At 58.5% G+C, this 17,906-nt stretch carries 17 protein-coding genes and 1 pseudogene; 10 read left to right on the plus strand and 8 right to left on the minus strand.

Going from position 1 to position 17,906, the window contains the following annotated elements; genetic code table 11:
- Nucleotides 1–2: 2 nt before the first annotated feature.
- Nucleotides 3–1,061 carry an SIS domain-containing protein gene (locus tag QB905_RS07540; RefSeq protein WP_282974079.1) on the plus strand — a complete coding sequence of 353 codons (1,059 nt, stop codon included), beginning with the start codon at nucleotides 3–5 and terminating at the stop codon, nucleotides 1,059–1,061.
- A complete protein-coding gene (gene nagA, locus QB905_RS07545; protein WP_282974080.1) occupies nucleotides 1,058–2,200 on the plus strand; it encodes an N-acetylglucosamine-6-phosphate deacetylase in 1,143 nt (380 codons plus the stop codon). The genes QB905_RS07540 and nagA overlap by 4 nt, the downstream gene beginning before the upstream one ends.
- A gap of 146 nt (nucleotides 2,201–2,346) precedes the next feature.
- Here the strand turns inward: nagA and QB905_RS07550 are convergent, their stop codons facing one another.
- The 3 genes from QB905_RS07550 to QB905_RS07560 form a co-directional block, all read right to left on the minus strand.
- The gene (locus QB905_RS07550; protein ID WP_282974081.1) at nucleotides 2,347–2,739 is read right to left on the minus strand and encodes a YdcH family protein; all 393 of its coding nucleotides are present in this window, start codon (nucleotides 2,737–2,739) and stop codon (nucleotides 2,347–2,349) included.
- A 94-nt stretch (nucleotides 2,740–2,833) separates the two neighbouring features.
- Nucleotides 2,834–3,352 (minus strand): TIGR02444 family protein, encoded by a 519-nt coding sequence (locus tag QB905_RS07555; protein WP_282974082.1) that lies wholly within the window; start codon nucleotides 3,350–3,352, stop codon nucleotides 2,834–2,836.
- Nucleotides 3,339–3,923, minus strand: coding sequence for a UbiX family flavin prenyltransferase (locus QB905_RS07560; protein WP_282974083.1), 585 nt, complete (start codon nucleotides 3,921–3,923; stop codon nucleotides 3,339–3,341). Before QB905_RS07560 ends, QB905_RS07555 begins: the two co-directional genes overlap by 14 nt.
- A 155-nt stretch (nucleotides 3,924–4,078) precedes the next feature.
- Here QB905_RS07560 and QB905_RS07565 point away from each other — a divergent pair, with 155 nt between their 5' ends.
- On the plus strand, nucleotides 4,079–4,279 hold the full coding sequence (locus QB905_RS07565) for a DUF465 domain-containing protein (protein WP_282974084.1): 201 nt from the start codon (nucleotides 4,079–4,081) through the stop codon (nucleotides 4,277–4,279).
- 107 nt (nucleotides 4,280–4,386) lie between these two features.
- On the opposite strand, the gene QB905_RS07570 is transcribed toward QB905_RS07565, so the two are convergent.
- Both QB905_RS07570 and QB905_RS07575 read right to left on the minus strand, forming a co-directional pair.
- On the minus strand, nucleotides 4,387–7,449 hold the full coding sequence (locus tag QB905_RS07570) for a type ISP restriction/modification enzyme (protein WP_282974085.1): 3,063 nt from the start codon (nucleotides 7,447–7,449) through the stop codon (nucleotides 4,387–4,389).
- 68 nt (nucleotides 7,450–7,517) lie between these two features.
- A complete protein-coding gene (locus QB905_RS07575; protein WP_282974086.1) occupies nucleotides 7,518–7,982 on the minus strand; it encodes an Lrp/AsnC family transcriptional regulator in 465 nt (154 codons plus the stop codon).
- Nucleotides 7,983–8,097: 115 nt separating this feature from the next.
- Between QB905_RS07575 and ald the strand changes: the two genes are divergently transcribed.
- Together ald and QB905_RS07585 are read left to right on the plus strand one after the other, a co-directional pair.
- Entirely contained in the window at nucleotides 8,098–9,195 is a 1,098-nt protein-coding gene (gene ald, locus QB905_RS07580; protein ID WP_282974087.1) for an alanine dehydrogenase, read from the plus strand.
- 245 nt (nucleotides 9,196–9,440) lie between these two features.
- Complete coding sequence (locus QB905_RS07585; RefSeq protein WP_282974089.1) at nucleotides 9,441–11,327, plus strand: alkaline phosphatase family protein; 1,887 nt, start codon at nucleotides 9,441–9,443, stop codon at nucleotides 11,325–11,327.
- A gap of 234 nt (nucleotides 11,328–11,561) precedes the next feature.
- Here the strand turns inward: QB905_RS07585 and QB905_RS07590 are convergent.
- The 3 genes and pseudogenes from QB905_RS07590 to QB905_RS07600 form a co-directional block, all read right to left on the minus strand.
- Nucleotides 11,562–12,029, minus strand: a pseudogene (locus tag QB905_RS07590) (IS630 family transposase); the annotation flags it as partial.
- Nucleotides 12,030–12,081: 52 nt separating this feature from the next.
- Nucleotides 12,082–13,281, minus strand: coding sequence for an IS256 family transposase (locus tag QB905_RS07595; protein ID WP_282973519.1), 1,200 nt, complete (start codon nucleotides 13,279–13,281; stop codon nucleotides 12,082–12,084).
- 228 nt (nucleotides 13,282–13,509) lie between these two features.
- On the minus strand, nucleotides 13,510–14,049 hold the full coding sequence (locus QB905_RS07600; RefSeq protein WP_282974090.1) for a helix-turn-helix domain-containing protein: 540 nt from the start codon (nucleotides 14,047–14,049) through the stop codon (nucleotides 13,510–13,512).
- Between the two features lie 196 nt (nucleotides 14,050–14,245).
- On the opposite strand from QB905_RS07600, the gene QB905_RS07605 reads away from it, so the two are divergent.
- The 5 genes from QB905_RS07605 (at nucleotide 14,246) to QB905_RS07625 (ending at nucleotide 17,811) form a co-directional block, all read left to right on the plus strand.
- Complete coding sequence (locus QB905_RS07605) at nucleotides 14,246–14,731, plus strand: GNAT family N-acetyltransferase (protein ID WP_282974091.1); 486 nt, start codon at nucleotides 14,246–14,248, stop codon at nucleotides 14,729–14,731.
- Nucleotides 14,732–15,020: 289 nt separating this feature from the next.
- Nucleotides 15,021–15,533 (plus strand): GNAT family N-acetyltransferase, encoded by a 513-nt coding sequence (locus QB905_RS07610; RefSeq protein WP_282974092.1) that lies wholly within the window; start codon nucleotides 15,021–15,023, stop codon nucleotides 15,531–15,533.
- A gap of 125 nt (nucleotides 15,534–15,658) precedes the next feature.
- Nucleotides 15,659–16,282 carry a LemA family protein gene (locus QB905_RS07615; RefSeq protein ID WP_282974093.1) on the plus strand — a complete coding sequence of 208 codons (624 nt, stop codon included), beginning with the start codon at nucleotides 15,659–15,661 and terminating at the stop codon, nucleotides 16,280–16,282.
- Between the two features lie 9 nt (nucleotides 16,283–16,291).
- On the plus strand, nucleotides 16,292–17,122 hold the full coding sequence (locus tag QB905_RS07620) for a TPM domain-containing protein (protein ID WP_282974095.1): 831 nt from the start codon (nucleotides 16,292–16,294) through the stop codon (nucleotides 17,120–17,122).
- Nucleotides 17,122–17,811: a TPM domain-containing protein gene (locus tag QB905_RS07625; RefSeq protein WP_282974096.1), complete on the plus strand. Its 690-nt coding sequence runs from the start codon at nucleotides 17,122–17,124 to the stop codon at nucleotides 17,809–17,811. Before QB905_RS07620 ends, QB905_RS07625 begins: the two co-directional genes overlap by 1 nt.
- Nucleotides 17,812–17,906: the final 95 nt, after the last annotated feature.

The raw sequence follows: 17,906 nt of genomic DNA on the forward strand, positions 1-17,906 counted from the left end.
TAATGCCCTCCCCGATCCTCGCTCCCGCCCGGCCTGACCAGACCCTGATGTTTTCAGAGGCCTCCGAAGGCGGCGCTGCGGTCGAGCGTTTCCTCACCCACAACCGCGATGCCCTGGCCAGACTGGCCATGCACTTAAAGGCCAGTCCGCCCGCATCGGTCACCACCGTGGCGCGCGGCTCATCCGACCACGCCGCTACCTATGGCAAGTACCTGATCGAAACCCTGACCGGCGTGCCGACCTCAACCGCCGCCATGTCGATCTCGTCCATCTATGCCGCGCCGGTGGCCAAAGGCGATACCCTGTGCATCGCCATTTCGCAGTCGGGCCGCTCACCCGACCTGCTGGCGACCGTCGAAGCCCACCGCAAGGCCGGGGCCTATGTGGTGGCGCTGGTCAATGATGAGAAAAGCCCGCTCGCCGCTCTGGCCGATACGCTGCTGCCGCTGAAGGCCGGTGCGGAAAAATCGGTGGCCGCCACCAAATCCTATATCGCCTCACTGGCGGGCCTGGCCGCCATCGCCGCCGCCTGGGCCGGTGACGAAGCCCTGACGGAGGCGCTTTACGGCCTGCCTGACAAGCTGAAACAGGCGTTTGATCTCGATTGGTCGGCGGCCATTCCGGCGCTTTCCGGGGCGCGCAACCTGTTCGTGATCGGGCGCGGCTATGGCTATGCCGTGGCGCAGGAAGCGGCGCTGAAGCTGAAGGAAACCTGCGCGCTACACGCCGAATCATTCTCAAGCGCCGAGGTCAGGCACGGCCCGATGGCCATTGTCGGCGAAGGCTTTCCGGTGCTGGCTCTGGCCACCTCCGATGCGGCGGGCGATGGCGTGCGCGACGTGGCCGCCGAATTTGCCGAGCGCGGTGCCCATGTCCTGCTGGCCAATGCCGAAGGGGCCATCCCTGGCACCGTGCATCTGCCCGCCCTCATCGCCCATCCGGCGCTGGAGCCGATCCTGCTGATCCAGAGCTTCTACCGTCTGGCCAACAGCCTGTCGCTGACGCGCGGCCTTGACCCCGACAGCCCGCCCCACCTCAACAAGGTCACGAAAACCGTATGACAAGCCTTACCTTCATCCATGCGCGCATCGTGACGCCGGACGGCGTGATCGAGGGAAGTTTAAGCTGCGCGGGCGAAACCATTACCGCCATCAACGGCCCGCCCGCCGGCGAGATCATCGATGCCGAAGGCGGCTGGCTGCTGCCGGGCTTCATCGACACCCAGGTCAATGGCGGCGGCGGGGTTTTGTTCAATGACGAAACCACGGTGGAGGGCATTGCCGCCATCGGCCGCGCCCATCGCGCCTATGGCACGACCGGCTTCCTGCCGACCCTGATTTCCGACGAACTGAGCGTGATCGATTCCGCCATGCGCGCCGCCGAACAGGCCATCGCGGCGGGCGTTCCCGGCGTTCTGGGTATCCATATCGAGGGGCCGTTCATCTCGAAACAGCGCAAGGGCATCCATAATCCGGAGATGTTCCGCACGCTCGACGCCGAATCGAAGGCCCTGCTCAAGAGCCTGAAAGCCGGTCGCACGCTGGTGACCTTAGCGCCGGAAAACTGCACGCCGGAGGACATTGCGGACTTACGCGCTGCGGGCGTGATCATCGCGGCGGGCCATACCAATGCCACCTATGAGATCACAAAAGCGGCGCTTGCGGCGGGCGTCACCGGCTTCACCCACCTGTTCAACGCCATGTCGCCCATGCTGCACCGCGCGCCCGGCGTGGTGGGAGCGGCGCTGGAAAGCCAGACGGCCTTTTGCGGCCTGATCGCCGATGGTCACCATGTGGACTGGCCGGTGCTGGCCATCGCGCTGCGCACCCGCCCGCACGACCGCTTCATGCTGGTCACCGACGCCATGCCGACGGTCGGCTCGGCGAATAAGGTGTTTGTGCTCAATGGTCAGGACATCCACGTCGAAAACGGCGTCTGCGTTGGCCCCGATGGCACGCTGGCCGGCTCCGATCTCGATATGGCCACGGCCCTGCGCAATATGGTGACGCATGTCGGCGTCAGCGTGGCCGATGCGGCCCTGATGGCGGCTTCGGCCCCGGCGCAGTTTCTGGGCCTGGGCGCATCGCGCGGGTCACTCGTGCCCGGTCAACGCGCCGATCTGGTCTGGCTGGATGACAAACTGGCCGTCAAAGGCACCTATATCGGTGCGCGCGCCAGAGAAGGTCTGGCGGCGGAATAAATCTCTACCGCCTGCGATAGGAAGAATAGAAAAGAGGCTTTGCAAGGAGGAATGAATTGCAATCCTCCTTCCCCGTTTACGGGGAAGGTGTCAGCGCCGGAGGCGATGACGGAAGGGGGGCAAGATTTAGAAATTAGAAGCCGTCTTTATGCGATAATATCGGGGCGTATCTTATCTTCGATCTTGGCGATCTGGTCGCGCAGGAAAAGCTTCTTGCGCTTGAGGCGGGCGATGAGGATCTGGTCGGGCTGCGGCACAATGGTCAGGGCGTTGATCGACTCATCGAGATCCTTGTGCTCCTGACGCAGCAGGGCCCATTCAGAGCGAAGCTTGACCAGTTCGGCGCTGATCGGCAGTTCGCGTACCGAAGGATCGAGGTCGTCGGGCTGGCTGATCACCTCGTCCGGCACCAGTTCCAGCCGGGTGGCATCGCCTTCGCTGCGGCCCGCCACGCGGCGCTCCATATCGCCTTCGGCCTTTTCGACCAGATGCAAACCATCCTTGCCACGCAAGCTACGGATATTGCTGTCATCGTGCATGATCGGGCCCGACCCTCTCGGCTAAAAGATTGAAGCTAAAGGACAAAGATGCGGGCATCATGCCGCGGAACGTCCACCATCATAGCGCAAAAAATCACGCTTGGCCAGAAAATCCCCCTGTCATCAGCGCCTGCGCCAGCCGCGCCAGACCGGCTTCGGGCAGGCTTTCGCTCCAGCCCCCCGCCACCGCGCGCAAAGCCGACATAAGCTCATGATTCAATATTGATTTTTGAGTGTCGGCACCTTCGACCAGCGCCGCCAGCCGCGTCATCAAAGCGCGTTCGGCCTGCAATTCCGCCGCCTTGACCACGGCGCGCAACGGTACTCTTTCGGCAGAATCGCCCTCGCTTACGGGTGTTTTCAGGCGGCGACGGGCGGCCCGCAGCGGCAGAATCACCACCTGCCAGTCGCGCGCCAGCAAAGCGGCGGCTCCGGCACGATCGACAGCCGCAGGCCCCGCCCAGGCCGCCCATAACAGCAGCGGCACGCACTGATCATGGGCGTCCTGTAAATCGAGGCAGGCCTCGGCCACACCCTCCGCCGCATAGGCCTTCAGCGCCCATTTCCAAAAGTCGTCAGAGCCATTTTCAGAGCCATTTTCAGAGATGGGCATCCTCGCCCCAGCGTTTCATATCCGTATCAATGTCAAACAAGTCCAAAGCCCGCGCCACGCTCTGATCCACCATCTCGTCAAGGCTTTGCGGGCGGGTATAGAAGGCCGGCACGGGCGGGGCCACGATAGCGCCCATCTCGGTCACCGCTGCCATGCTGCGCAAATGGCCGAGGTGCAGCGGACTTTCGCGCACCATCAGCACCAGCCTGCGCCGTTCTTTGAGGCACACATCGGCCGCGCGTGAAATCAGCGATGAGGTGACCCCCGTGGTGATCTCGCTCAAGGTCTTGATCGAGCAGGGGGCCACCAGCATACCCAGGGTGCGGAAAGAACCCGAAGCCACCGCCGCGCCGATGTCGCCCGGCCTATAGACCACATCGGCCAGCCCCTGCACATCACTGAGGCTGAGGTCGGTTTCTGCGCTCAGCGACAGGGCCGCCGCCTTGGAAATCACCAGATGCGACTCAATGCCCGCTCGTTTCAGCATCCGCAAGGCCGAGATGCCGTAAACCGCTCCGGACGCGCCGCTTATGGCGACAATAAGACGTTGATTAGATGATAATTTGTCCATTTTGTCGCTTCATTTTGTTTAACGCCCCATCAACCGTAAATCTCTCGAATCCGTGATCAGTTGTAATGGTTTGTGATTCTACATTCCCCTCTTGCGGGTGTTCCCTGATGGGGTCGGACAAAGGGTCCGGCAGTGAGAACCGAAGGATAATGCCAATGACTATCGAAGCGAGAGTTCGCGAACTCGACCATCGTCATCAATCCCTCAAAACCATCATTGCCCGCGAGGAACGCTCGCCCTCCGTTGACTCTCTATACGTAAAGGAGCTGAAGCGGAAGAAGCTTAAGCTCAAGGAAGAAATCGAACGGATCAAGGTGATCATGCGACAGGAACACGATCAGGCGGTACTCCAGTGAGCGAGGGGGTGATCGCATAATATCGTCACAGGTGCCGCGCCGGTCTGGCGAGGCCCGAAAAACTCCGGAAGCCGAAAGGTTTCCGGAGTTTTTTTGTGGCGCAAAGCTTATCGCTTCGCCGCCTTCATGGCTTCGGTGATGGCCACGGTTTCAAGACTGACCGTGATGACGCGGGCCAAAAGGTCGATTACCTTGTCCTTGTAATCGGCAAAGCGGTAGGTGTTGAATTTCTCGCGGATGGTGGCGTCTTTCGGCGTCTTTTCCTTGTGCTGATCCAGCACCCAGTCGATAGCCGAACGGTTGCCGAGGCGGTAATCCCAGGCGGCGCGCGGGATGCCGGTCAGCTTCGTTTCGGAATCGAGCGTGACGACGCCATTGTCCGGGTCGGATTTGAGGATGACGCGCGGCGTCACGTCTGCCGTTCGCGCCTTTTCATCGGGCACATCCATGCGCTCAAAGGCAAAAGGTGGCGCGCTCTCATAGCCGATATGCAGGTCGAGCAAGGTCTGGCCCCAGTCACGCCACTGGCCGAAATCATCATAGAGCGGCACGCGCGGGAAATCGCGCTTGAGATTAAGCGCATATTTTTCCCGATAGACCGGATCGTGCAGCACGCCATAGCAATAGGCGAAAATGTCGTCCTTGGTCACCGCGCCCTTGCCGTAGTTGGCCTCAAACTGTTTCAGCCCCCAGTCGGTGATATTGTCGAGCCGCTCGCCTTCGGTCGTGTAGCGGTAGCGGGGAAGGATTTCTGTTCCAGCCGCAGCTCCTACTAAATGTAGATCCGGTATAATATCAGTCGCCATCACCATAAACGGTTTTTGCGCAGTAGGGTCTGTAAACGTGATGGCAATATTATTTTTAATCTCACGCTCTCCGAAATATTTAGGTGTAAGATATACCATCTCATTTAGCTTAACACTGTAGTAAACCTTCCTTCTGTCGAAAGGCCTATATAAACAATCTCTTATTATTCCGTCATTTAATTTATATGCAACGCCTTTATTTAAATTTTTCTTTACGGAACGCGTCCATTTGATTTCACTATCGAAAACTGCTCCCGCACTATCTTTCCTCTCGTTTTCATATACGTTTATTAAGTAATTAATCTTATCGGAGACGGACTTTTCACTGTATCCATAAACCCACTCGTCCCTATTCGTTACGACACCTAGGGAATATGACTTAAACAAAGCCCGATCTTGTGACTTAGAATTGTTCGATTTAGTGGCTTTAGAAGCAATAGAAATTTCACTTCCATATGAGTTTTCTGGATTATTTACCCAATATCCATCTTCACTTGGTTCTATAAGTTCCCATTTTACATCAGACGCTTTTCGACTACTTACCCAAGCCAGCTTGTTATCCTTAGAAGAATTTTCGGGTGGATATGCGTAATATATTTGAGCATCAGTCTTTTTCTTGGAATTTACTTGCTTTTTAAGCAAAAAACTTATTGCAACACCCGTACCAATATCGAATACGTTTCCGCCACTTGCGATCCCACTTCCTTTGTAATCCCCGCCGAGATCGACGACATAAATGTCAGCGAAATCCTTGGCCACCGTCTTGCGGAAGCCGTCGAAGGTGCGGCTGTCGATAAAGGAGCGGTTGGTGATGAAGGCCAGAACACCGTCCTTGTTCAGCCGGTCCGAGGCCCAGCGGAAAAAGCGCGCATACATATCGTACAGCTTGGTCTTCTGCGCGGTCGAGGCCTTGATATAGGTGTCCTTGATGCGCTGATCGATGCGGGCGTATTCGCGGTTCTTGTTGTTGTCGTTCTCGTTCTGCTGATTGGCATTATAGGGCGGATTGCCAATAATGACGCTGATCGTCTTTTCGTTCTGGCGCTTGACGCGGGCGATGTTTTCGTCCGACATGGCGCCGAACAAATCGTGCTGGTGGCCGGAATAGATGCCAAGCGCCGCCACATTATCGAGCGTATCGACAAAGCACAGGCTGGGATATTCGGCGAACTGGCCCGAGATCGCCGCATAGGTGGCTTCGATATTCAGATTGGCGACATAATAGGGCAGGATGGCCACTTCATTGGCGTGCAGTTCGTGCTTGTACTTGTGCGCCAGCTTATCGGGCTGGCCGCGAAAATGCTCCAGCAGTTCGCAGATAAAGGTTCCGGTGCCGGTGGCCGGATCGAGAATTTGCACATCGCGGTCGATCAGCGAACGGTGGAAGTGTTTTTGCGTCAGCCAGTCCGCACCCTCGATCATGAAGCGCACGATCTCGTTGGGCGTATAGACCACGCCCAGCCGATCAGCCGCCTTGGGATTATAGACCTTGTAGAAGTTTTCGTAGATCACCTTCAGGAAGGTCTGCTTCTCGTGGTGGCTTGAGATCAGCGCTGCATTGGAATTGATGGCCGCATAATAGGGTTGCAGGGCGTGCAGGGTTTCGCGCTTGACCGCGCCGGTGAAGAACTGGCTCTCCAGCCCGTACAGGGCTTTGGCGATATTGTTTTCGCGGTGAAATTCGCCGTCCTTGAAGACGTGCGAGAAGATTTCCTCGGTCAGGATGTGCTGGATCAGCATTTCGCGCACATCGGTGTCGCTGACCGACGGATTGATGGTCTGCTTGGCCTGCGCCAGAAAGGCGGCGGCGGCGGCCTGAAAGGCGGCATTTTCGGCATAGGCGGCGTCGATGCGGCTGCGTAAAGCTTCAAGCACCATGGGCAGATCGGTCTTGAATTGCTGCACCGCCTTGCGGAAGTCCTCGATCTCCGGGCGCTCATAGGCGAAAAAGCGCGTCAGCAACCGGTTCAGTTCCGCCACATCGGTCATGGCGGCGCGCATCACCTCGGTGCGGTTCTGGATCAGCACCGCCGTGTGGGAGTTTTCAAAAACGATATTGTCCTGCGGGTAGCCCTTGGCGAACTTCTTGCGAATTTCTTCATCCAGATCGTCCGCCGTGTCCTTGGCTTCCCAGTAACCGAGCGGCACACGCAGATCATGCAGGATCGTGCCGTCGGGGATCACGCGCGTCTTCTGGTTCGATTCCACCGCCAGTTCGGCGAGAAAATGCAGGTTTTTCTGACGCGACCACGCCTTGAGCAAATCCTTGAACGCTTCGCGCACCGTGCTTTCGCTTAAACTACCGGAGAATTTCTTCACCCGGTCAAGCTCGGCCAGAAACTGGTTGATCAGAATTTCGCTCAAAATTTGATTCCCCCGCGAACGCGCAGCACACGCAACAGCCTTACCATAAACACGTAACGACCCAGGGGCTAGCCCACCTTCACCGTGCGGATCGAGAACTGGCTGACCAGCTTGGACACGCCCGGCATGGTGGACAGCACGTCGCGGTGAACATCCTCATAGGACAGGCTTTCGCGCAGCACGATCTTGAGCAGATAATCGGCCTCGCCCGACATCAGGTGGCATTCCTCGATAGCGGCGCAGGCAATCGCCGCCTTCTCGAACTTCTCAAAGGTTTCGCGGCGCTGGTCATGCAGGGTGACATGCACGAACACCGTGCCCTGTTTGCCCTGCACATTGTCGGCGATGACGGCGCGATAACCGGCGATCACGCCCTTCTGTTCGAGAATTTTGACGCGGCGATGGGCGGCGGAAGGCGACAGTCCGACCGCCTGCCCCAGATCGGCCGAAGTGGCGCGCGCATCCTGACGCAAGACCCTGATCAGTTCGCGGTCAAAAGAATCCAGATCGGAAAATTTATCGCTGCCAGCCATGCTTGTGAGAATATATCCATCAGATTGCCAGTTCAAGTCATATAATTTCCAGAATTTCCCGCAGGCTTAGGATCATACTGATTTCATTGGGTGCTTTTTTAAAAGGACGATCACGATGAAAATCAGCGTGCCCAGGGAAATCAAGAACCACGAATACCGCGTCGGTCTGGTGCCGCATTCGGTGGCCGAACTGAGCCATCAGGGCCATCAGGTGTTCGTCGAAACCGGGGCCGGCGCGGGCATCGGCTTTTCCGATGACGACTATAGCGCCGCCGGGGCCACCATCCTGGCCACGCCGGAGGAAACCTTCGCGGCGGGTGAGCTGATCGTCAAGGTCAAGGAGCCGCAACTGGCCGAATGTGCGCGCCTCAAAGCTTCGCAGACCCTGTTCACCTATCTGCACCTGGCCGCCGACAAGCCACAGGCCGAGGCCCTGATGCGTTCAGGTGCCACCTGCATCGCCTATGAAACCGTCACCGAGGCCGAGGGCGGATTGCCGCTGCTGCGGCCCATGTCGGAAGTGGCCGGGCGGCTATCCGTGCATGTCGGGGCCACCTATCTGCACAAGGCGTTCGGCGGACGCGGCGTGCTTCTGGGCGGCGTGCCCGGCGTGGCCCCGGCGAAGGTGGTGATCATCGGCGGCGGCGTGGCGGGCGTCAATGCCGCCCAGATGGCGGTGGGGCTGTCGGCGGATGTTACCCTGTTCGACATCAATGCCCATAAGCTGATCGGGATCGACCAGATGTTTCATGGCCGGGTGAAGACCGCCTTTTCTTCCAGGGCCGCTTTGGCGCAGGCCTTGCGCGAAGCCGATCTGGTCATCGGCGCGGTGCTGATCCCCGGTGCCGCTGCGCCCAAACTGGTGACGCGCGCCATGCTGAAAACCATGCAGGCCGGGGCGGTTCTGGTCGATATTGCCATCGATCAGGGCGGCTGTTTTGAAACCTCGCACGCCACCACCCATCAGGACCCGATCTTCATCGTCGATGGTATCGTCCACTATTGCGTCGCCAATATGCCGGGGGCGGTGGCGCGCACCTCGACCCTGGCGCTCAATAACGCCACCCTGCCCTTTGTGGCAAAGATGGCGCGCATGGGGGTTTCGGCTGCATTGGCCGCCGATCCGCATCTGATGAACGGGCTGAATGTGGCGGGCGGCCAGATCACCTGCCAGCCGGTGGCCGAGGCGCTGGGCCTGCCGTTTGCGGCCTGAAAAAATTTTCAGGCTCGCCTGATCCAACTGCGCGGTAGCGGCGTAATCAGATCACCAACCCAACCAGCAGCGGCGCCGCTCTCCCCCTGTCCCCCCCAAAGTGCGGCGTCCTTACGCCCGGAACCTTTCCCCCCCAGGTTCCGGGCGTTTTTTTATGCACTGCGGCATTTTTCCATTGTGCCTGCCCCGTTCCACATGAAACTGTCATGACTGCGTCGTAAACAGCGGGTGCGGAGGACGCCATCATGACACGCATTTTTGTTTCCAAGACCAAGATCCGACTGCTGGCCAGCGCCTTCTGTCTGGCCCTGAGCTGGGCGCCAGCCCTGTATGCCCAAACGGCAGCCCAGACGGCACCTGCGGCAGCCAAGCCGCGCAATGTCATCATCTTCGTGGCCGATGGCCTGCGCTATGGCATTGTCAATCATGACACCGCCCCGACCTTCGCCAATATTCAGACAAACGGCGTCGATTTCCGCAATTCCCACGCCATGTACCCCACCGTCACCACGGTCAATGCCTCGGCCATCGCCACGGGTCATGGTATTGGTGATACCGGCGAATGGGCCAACAGCCTCAAACTGCCCAGCCTGCCCGTCGCGCCGAACCAGACCGTTCACGGCATGGAGGACGATCTGGTGCTGAAACAGACCAATGCAGCTTTTGGCGGCAATTATCTCGACGAGATGAGCCTGTTGCATCTGGCGCGCGACAACGGCTATCAGACCGCCGCCATCGGCAAGGAAGGCCCGATCCTCATTCAGGACATCGACGCCGCCGACGGCAAATCGACATTGATTTTCGACGATTCGACCGGCAGGAAAGACCGCGCCGTTCCCCTGCCCGCCGATGTGATCGCCGCCATGCAGGCGGCGGACATCGCCGTGCAGGCGCCCGGTCGCGGCACCAATGGCGATACCGGCAGCGATACCACGCCCGGCACCCAAATGGCCAATATCGAGCAGCAGCCGTGGTTTGTCGATGTGGCCACCAAGGTGGTGTTGCCGCGCTTTGCCGCCACGGGCCAGCCCTTCGCTCTGGTGTACTGGTCGCGCGATCCTGACGGCACCCAGCATAATCAGGGCGACAGCCTGAACAGTTTCTCGCCCGGCATCAATGGCAAGACCTCGCTGGCCGCCGTGCGCAATGCTTCGGACAATCTTCAGGCCCTGATCGATGAACTGAAGACGCTCGGCATTTACGATAATACCGACATCTTCGTCACCGCCGATCATGGTTTTTCGACCATTTCGCGCCAGTCGAAGACCTCTTATGCCGCCAGCCTGGCCTATCCCAATGATACGGTGAAGGGCTTCCTGCCTGATGGCTTTATGGCTATCGATCTGGCCCACGCCCTGAACCTGCCGCTGGCCGACAATAATGGCCTGCCGATCAACTATACCCAGGGCTTCCACCCCAAGGGCATGGCTCGTCTGGGCCCCGATGCGCAAGCCCCCGAAGCGACAGTCGTTGAAAGCGGCGGCTCCGACCTGATCTATCTCGATCCGAAAACGGCCCGCACATTAGCCCCGCGCATCGTCAAATTCCTGACGACACAAGACTATGTGGCGGCGATCTTCGTCGATGACGGCCTGGGCACCATCCCCGGAGCCTTGCCGATGAGCGCCGTGGGTTTAGAAGGGTCTGCGCGCACCGAACGGCCCGCCATCTATGTCAGCTTCGCCGATTTCGCCCTGCCGTCGTGCGTCAAAAAATGGCATGATCCAGAGATCTGCTCGGTGATGGTGTCCGATACCAACCTGCAACAGGGTCAGGGCAATCATGGCGGACTGACGCGCGCCAATACACGCAATTTCATGGCCGCCACCGGCCCCGATTTCAAAACGGGCTTTATCGATAACTCGCCCGTTTCCAACGCCGACATCACCCCGACACTGGCCCATATTCTCGGCTTCAGCCTGCCCTCGAAAGGCGTGCTGAAGGGCCGGGTGATCAATGAGGCCCTGACCGGCGGGCCCGACGCCACGCCTGCCACCGCCCATGTCACGCGCTCGCCAACCACGCCGGGCGGTTTCGTCACCGTGCTGGAAAGCCAGACCATCGGAGATGAAACCTATCTCGACGCTGCCGGAATGCCGGGCCGCGTGGTGGGGCTGAAAACCACAAAATAACCGGCTAGAGCGCACTTCGATCTGATAGAATCAGATCGGCGCTCTAAGCTTTTGTTTTGACGCGCATCTGGATCCGAAACGCAGTTCGGCGTCAGCCAAAAGTGCGTCACACTTTTCGGGATGCGCTCTAGAGCGGTCTGCATTCTGATTGAATCGGTCAAAGGAATGCAAACCGCTCTACATTTTACGTTTTTCCGCATCTCGCATTCAATTTGTAATACCAACCTCAGTTAATCAGCACTCTTTGGCCCATTCTCGAATTCCGAGGGACATTATCCTCCACGGTTGATCGATGAGCTTGTTCCAGGCTTCGCAACAGAGATCGACAATGTCCTCGTAGGAGTTGAAGATGCGATTTGAAAGCCAGTTTTGGCGCATAAATTGCCATACGTTTTCGACAGGGTTGAGTTCCGGCGCCTTCGACGGCAGGGGTAGAAGTGTAATGTTGTCGGGGACGACGAGTTTTCCCGACGTATGCCACCCAGCCTTGTCCAGGATGAGAACGGCATGGCATCCCTTATCGACGGCGGCGCTTATTTCATCAAGATGTTGCGCCATGGCAAAGCTGTCGCAGAACGGCATAATCATTCCCGCGCCCTTTCCTTTATATGGGCAAATGGCACCGAATATGTAGGCTGACTTGGTGCGCTGATCTTTCGGCGCACTCGGTCGGGTTCCGCGCAGGATCGTGCCCCAGGGCGTGGTGTAATTGAGCGCTTGGCATCAATGACTTCCGGACAGGTCCGGGTTTCGCTCAGTTTGCCACGGCTGGCATGCTGAGAAGTGGATCATCGCTGAGTTGTGCGATGGTTTCAAGGGTAATGTAGCGTCCGCGCTGAACCGCCCATTCGTCATTTTGTTCGAGCAGGATGGCGCCGACCAGTCTGGTGATGGCATCGTCGTTTGGGAAGATGCCCACGACATCGCAGCGACGCTTGATTTCGCCATTGAGCCGTTCAATGGGGTTGGTTGAGTGCAGCTTGATGCGGTGTTCCTTCGGGAAGGTCATATAGGCCAGGACATCGTGCTCAGCCTCGTCCATGATCGTGGCCAGCTTTGGCATTTTGGGCCTGAGCTGGTCGGCGACGTTTCGCCATTGGGTACTCGCCGTTTCCGCCGTCTCCTGGGCGAAGGCCGTGCCGATGAAGGCAGAGACGACGCGTCGCCCGCTCTTGCCGGCATGGGCGCAGACATTGCGCATGAAGTGAACACGGCAGCGCTGCCAGGTGGCGTTGAGAACCTTGGAGACGGCACCCTTGATCCCGATGTGGGCATCAGAGACCACAAGTTTGACACCACGCAGGCCCCGGCGTGTCAGGTTGCGCAGGAACTCTGCCCAGATCGGTTCGGCTTCCGAGGTGCCGACCTCCATGCCCAGCACTTCACGCCTGCCGTCGCTGTTGACGCCAACGCAGATGATGACGGCGACCGAGACGATACGGCCGCCCCGGCGCACCTTCAGATACGTAGCGTCAATCCAGATGTATGGCCATTCCCCTTCAATGGGGCGGTTCAGGAAAGCCTTCACACGGTCATCGATCTCTTCGCACAGCCGACTGACCTGACTCTTGGAGATGCCGCTCATCCCCATCGCCTTGACCAGATCATCGACAGAGCGCGTCGAGATACCCTGAACGTAAGCCTCCTGGATCACAGCCGTCAGTGCCTTCTCGGCCACGCGCCTGGGCTCCAGGAAACCCGGGAAGTAACTGCCTTTACGAAGCTTCGGGATCCGAAGCTCGACCGTGCCTGCGCGTGTTTCCCAGTCTCGGTCACGATAGCCGTTGCGCTGGACCAGCCGGTCGCCGGTTTTCTCATGGTAGCCGGCACCGGTCATGCCGCTCACTTCCAATGCCATCAAGCGTTCAGCCGTGAAGCTGATCATGTCGCGCAACAAATCGCTGTCTGAGGTCTTTTCAACAAGCCCTTTCAGGGCCATCATATCGTCGGTCATCGGTGTTCTTTCGTTCTGGAATGAGTGTCGCAACCCAAACCTATCCGAAAATCACTGATGACCAACCCGCTACGCTAAGGCTCGCTTTGCCCTTTTGAATGGGCAGCGAGCCATGCGCTACGCTCTTACCCAGTTACACCACTCGCTGGGACACGACCCCGCGCAGGGCCCAGCGCCGTGTTATCTGGGTTTTCTGGCCAAACCTTGCCTCATCTTGAAACCAAACTTCTACGTCAGTTCCTTTTGGGAGCTTCGATTTGATCTTTGCCAGTTCGGTTGGGAGTTTTTTTTAAATTCTTCAAGGGCATATTCATTCTGAGCGTGATGCTTGGGGCGAGCCGATAACTTGCGATAACCGAGCTTTTTTAGAACGCCCCCCAAGGTATTCTCGGCCATGGATATCCCATATTCATCGTGGATCCAGCCCACCAGATCAATCAGGCGCCAACGAACGACACCGTGAATGGCGGGGATAGGGCCGGCCTCGACCATACGGATCAAGGCCTGCTGTTGCGCGTCATTCAACTTCGGCGCGGCCCCCTTGGCCTTGCGGTCAAATAGGTAGTCTGGACCGCCATCATTGAAACGTTCCACCCAGTCTCGAAGAATTTGAACGCCACATCCAAGGGTTTTAGCGGCTTGCGAACGGCTTCCCCCATCATAAACCACGGCAAGCGCTAAAAGGCGACGAGCCTGGTTGGCGTCACGGCTATGACGCGCAAGACTGCGTAAACCCGCAGCATCAAAATCGTTTCTCAGTTTCAACATCTCGGATACCTCCCAGGCACCCAAGGAATCATGCTTCGCGAATTTACAAACTCACAATTGAGTCATCGATAGGCGAGATTGGTATAAGTCAAATTAAACGCTCGTTGCTCTAGCACCACATCTTTTTATTGGACAATTTCACCCCCGCAAAACATAGTAGCCGGAGAAACCTATAAAATGCCGGGACGGAAAGAGCATGGCGCGTGCGCCCACTATTCGCCGCATCGGGGCTGACGAGCTGGAGATCGTGCGCGAACTGGCGCTGATCATCTGGCCCAAATGCTACCGCAACATCATCGGCCCCGACCGGGTGGACGCGATGCTGGCCGTTCTCTATGCCAGCGAGGCACTGGAAACCGAGATGCGGGCGGGCCATGTCTTCTGGCTGGCGCGGGTCGGCGCGCTGGATGTCGGCTATGCCTCCGCCTGGCTGGAGGGCGAGCGCCTGTGGCTGAAAAAACTGTATGTGCGCGATGATTTTCGCGGCCACGGCCTCGGCAAGGCGCTGATGGAGACCGCGCTTGAGCATTTTCCGGCGCGCGAACTGGCGCTCAATGTCAATAAGGACAATGCTCCGGCCATCGCCTATTATCAGCGCAGCGGCTTTCTGATCGAAGCCGAGGTGCCGGTGCGCATGGGGCCCTATGATTTTACCGATTATGTCATGTGCAAACGTCTGTAAAATTCATCAGTAAGCTTAATTTTGCTTTAACTATACCCGCAAAGCGAGAAAATAAGCTCCATAACAAACCCGTTACCGTGCATTTAACAACTTAACCGCGCACCGCGATTATGTTATGCACAGCCATGCGTCAGTTCCGCCGCATCGCCTGATTAAGGCAATTGTGATCATCTGACAGCACATTATTGCCGGATCGGGCATAAGGCGGCCCTAATTTCGCAAAATTCGAGGTGTTTACTGCTGCAAATACAATGACCTCCTGATTCCATACCCAAAGCGGAGCCGCGCCATGTCCTATTCTCCCCGCTGCCGACTTGTATCCGCCGACGAACTTGAGATCGTCCACGAACTGGCCATGCAGATCTGGCCGAAATGCTACCGCAGGATCGTGGCACCCGATCAGATAGACGCAATGGCCAGTGCCTTGTTCGACTCTGACCGGCTGGAAGCAGACATGCGCGAACGCGGCCAGTGTTTCTGGCTGGTCAGCCTGGCCGACCGTGAAGTCGGTTTTCTGTCGGCCAGCCTGAAGGACGGATGCCTCCATATTTCGCGGCTCTATGTCCTGCCCGAATATCGCGGCTGCGGGCTGGGCAAGGCGCTGATCGAGGCGGCTCAGGCGCATTTTGGCCCCGTCAACCAACTGTCGGTCACCGTCAACAAAGACTATACGCCCGCCGTCGAATTCTGCCTGCGCTCCGGTTTCAATATCGCCTACGAACTGCCGGTCAATCTCGGTCAATACGGCTTCATCCAGTATGAGATGCAGAAAGACCTGCGCATCCATGCGAAAGCCGGCTGATCTTCAGGCGTTCCTGGATACCTCACCACTTCTTCTTTTGCCCGCCTTAAATTTGCGCTATGACATCCCATATGAGTGATCAGGGGCAGATTTATGCCCCGATACATCGACACAGGGGAGCCCTCATGAAATTCACGCGCATCATCGGTTTTATCGCGGCCTTGAGCCTTGTCACTGGCCTGGCGGGTTGCGGCGTCAACGCCATCCCCACCAAGGAAGAAAACGCCAAGGCCAAATGGTCGCAGGTGGAAAACGAATATAAGCGCCGCGCCGATCTGGTGCCGCAACTGGTGGCCACCGTGAAGGGCGCTGCCGCCAATGAGCGCGGTATCCTGACCGATGTGATCAATGCGCGCGCCTCGGCCACCAAGGTCAGCGTCGATGCCTCAACCCTGACCGATCCGCAGCAGTTCCAGAAGTTCCAGCAGGCGCAGGATGGTCTGTCCTCGGCGCTCGGCCGTCTGATGGTCATTCAGGAGCGCTACCCCGATCTGAAATCGAACGAGGGCTTCGTCACCCTGCAAAGCCAGCTTGAAGGCAATGAAAACCGCATCGCGATCGCCCGCAAAGATTATAACGACGCGGCGCAGGATTTTAACACCACCTTGCGCACCTTCCCGTCGATCATCTGGGCCAAGACCGTCTATTCTGGCTCGAAACCGATGCAGTATTTCACCGCACCGGCGGCTGACGCCAATGCCCCGACGGTCGATTTCTCGACGGCGGGCACCGCGACCGCTTCGCAATAAGCCGACGTGATGGCTTTATCTGATCCTGTGAGGGCATGGCGGTCGTTCGCGGCCGCCCTTTGGCTCGGCTTCGCCACCCTTCTATGCGCGGCCGGTCTTATGGCGGGTCAGGCCCATGCCGACCCGACGTTTCCGGCTCTGGCCGGTCAGCGCGTCGTCGATGACGCCCATATCCTGTCCGATGCCACGAAACAGGATCTGACCCTCAAGCTGCAAGGGCTGGAAAACGCCACCACCGATCAGGTGGTGGTGGTCACCGTGCCCGATCTGCAAGGCTATCCGATTGAGGATTACGGCTATCAGCTTGGCCGTTTCTGGGGAATCGGCCAGTCGGGCAAGGTTGAGGCTTCCAATGGCCAGACCTACAAGGATAACGGTATCCTGCTGATCGTGGCGCCCAACGACCATAAGGTGCGCATCGAGGTGGGTTATGGCCTCGAACCGGTCATGACCGACGCCCTGTCCAGCCTGATCATCCGCCACGACATCTTACCGGCCTTCAAGACCGGCGATTATAATGCCGGCGTCGAGGCCGGAATCGACGCCATCATCCAGCAATTGTCGCTCGATCGCGGCGTGGCCATTCAAAAGGCGCAAGCCGCCCAGGCACAGGCCGCAGCCCCCCAGCATGGCGGACTGCCCCTTCCGGTCATCATCTTCATCATCATCCTGATCCTCATCTTCTCACGCGGCTGGCTGCCCTGGCTTCTGCTCGGCAGCCTCATGGGTGGCGGCGGACGCGATGGCGGCTTTGGCGGCGGTGGCGGTTTCGGTGGCGGCGGGGGTTTCTCCGGCGGCGGCGGCGGTTTTGGCGGCGGCGGGGCATCAGGAGGCTGGTAATGGGCAAGCTCAATATTGATCACGCCCGCATCAATGCGGCCATCACCCGCGCCGAGGCCACGACATCGGGTGAAATCACCTGCGTGCTGAAGGCCAGGGCGATGGACTATGGCGAAACGCCACTGGCCTGGGGCTTTGGCACGGCGCTCGTCCTGCCGCTGATTCTGGCCCTGTTCGGCATTAGGGTTGACGAACTTGTGCCGGTGCAGGTGGCGGGCTGGCAGGCGGCGCACGCCACGCTGGCCAGCTATAATCACCTGCAAAACCTGGCCATCTATGGCCTCTTTCAGTTGCTCATCTTCGGGGTGGTCTATCTGGTGGTGCGTTTCACAGCCCTGAAACTGTGGCTGACGCCCAGGTCGATCAAACACCGCAAGGCGCGTGAAAAGGCGACCGAACAATTCTATGCGCGCGGCCTGCACAAGACCGAAAGCCACACCGGCGTGATGATCTTCTGCGCGCTGGAAGAACATTTCGTGGCGGTGATCGCCGATTCCGGCATCCATGCCCGCGTCGATCAGGCCCTGTGGAAAGACACGGTGGCGGCGCTATTGAAGCATATCAAGAAAGGCGACCTGACCAGCGGCTTTGAGGCGGCGGTGGCCCTGTGCGGCGACGCCCTGACGCAGCATTTTCCGGCGGGCGCTGAAAACCGCAACGAATTGCCCGATGTGCTGATCGAGATATAATTGTTCTAAAAGAACTCCCCCTGATTTCAGGGGGAGGTGGCGCATCGCGCCGGAGGGGGTTAATCCCCGGCGAATAACCAAGCGGACTTTAACCC

This window comes from Asticcacaulis sp. EMRT-3 (assembly GCF_030027245.1).
Taxonomy (GTDB): domain Bacteria; phylum Pseudomonadota; class Alphaproteobacteria; order Caulobacterales; family Caulobacteraceae; genus Asticcacaulis.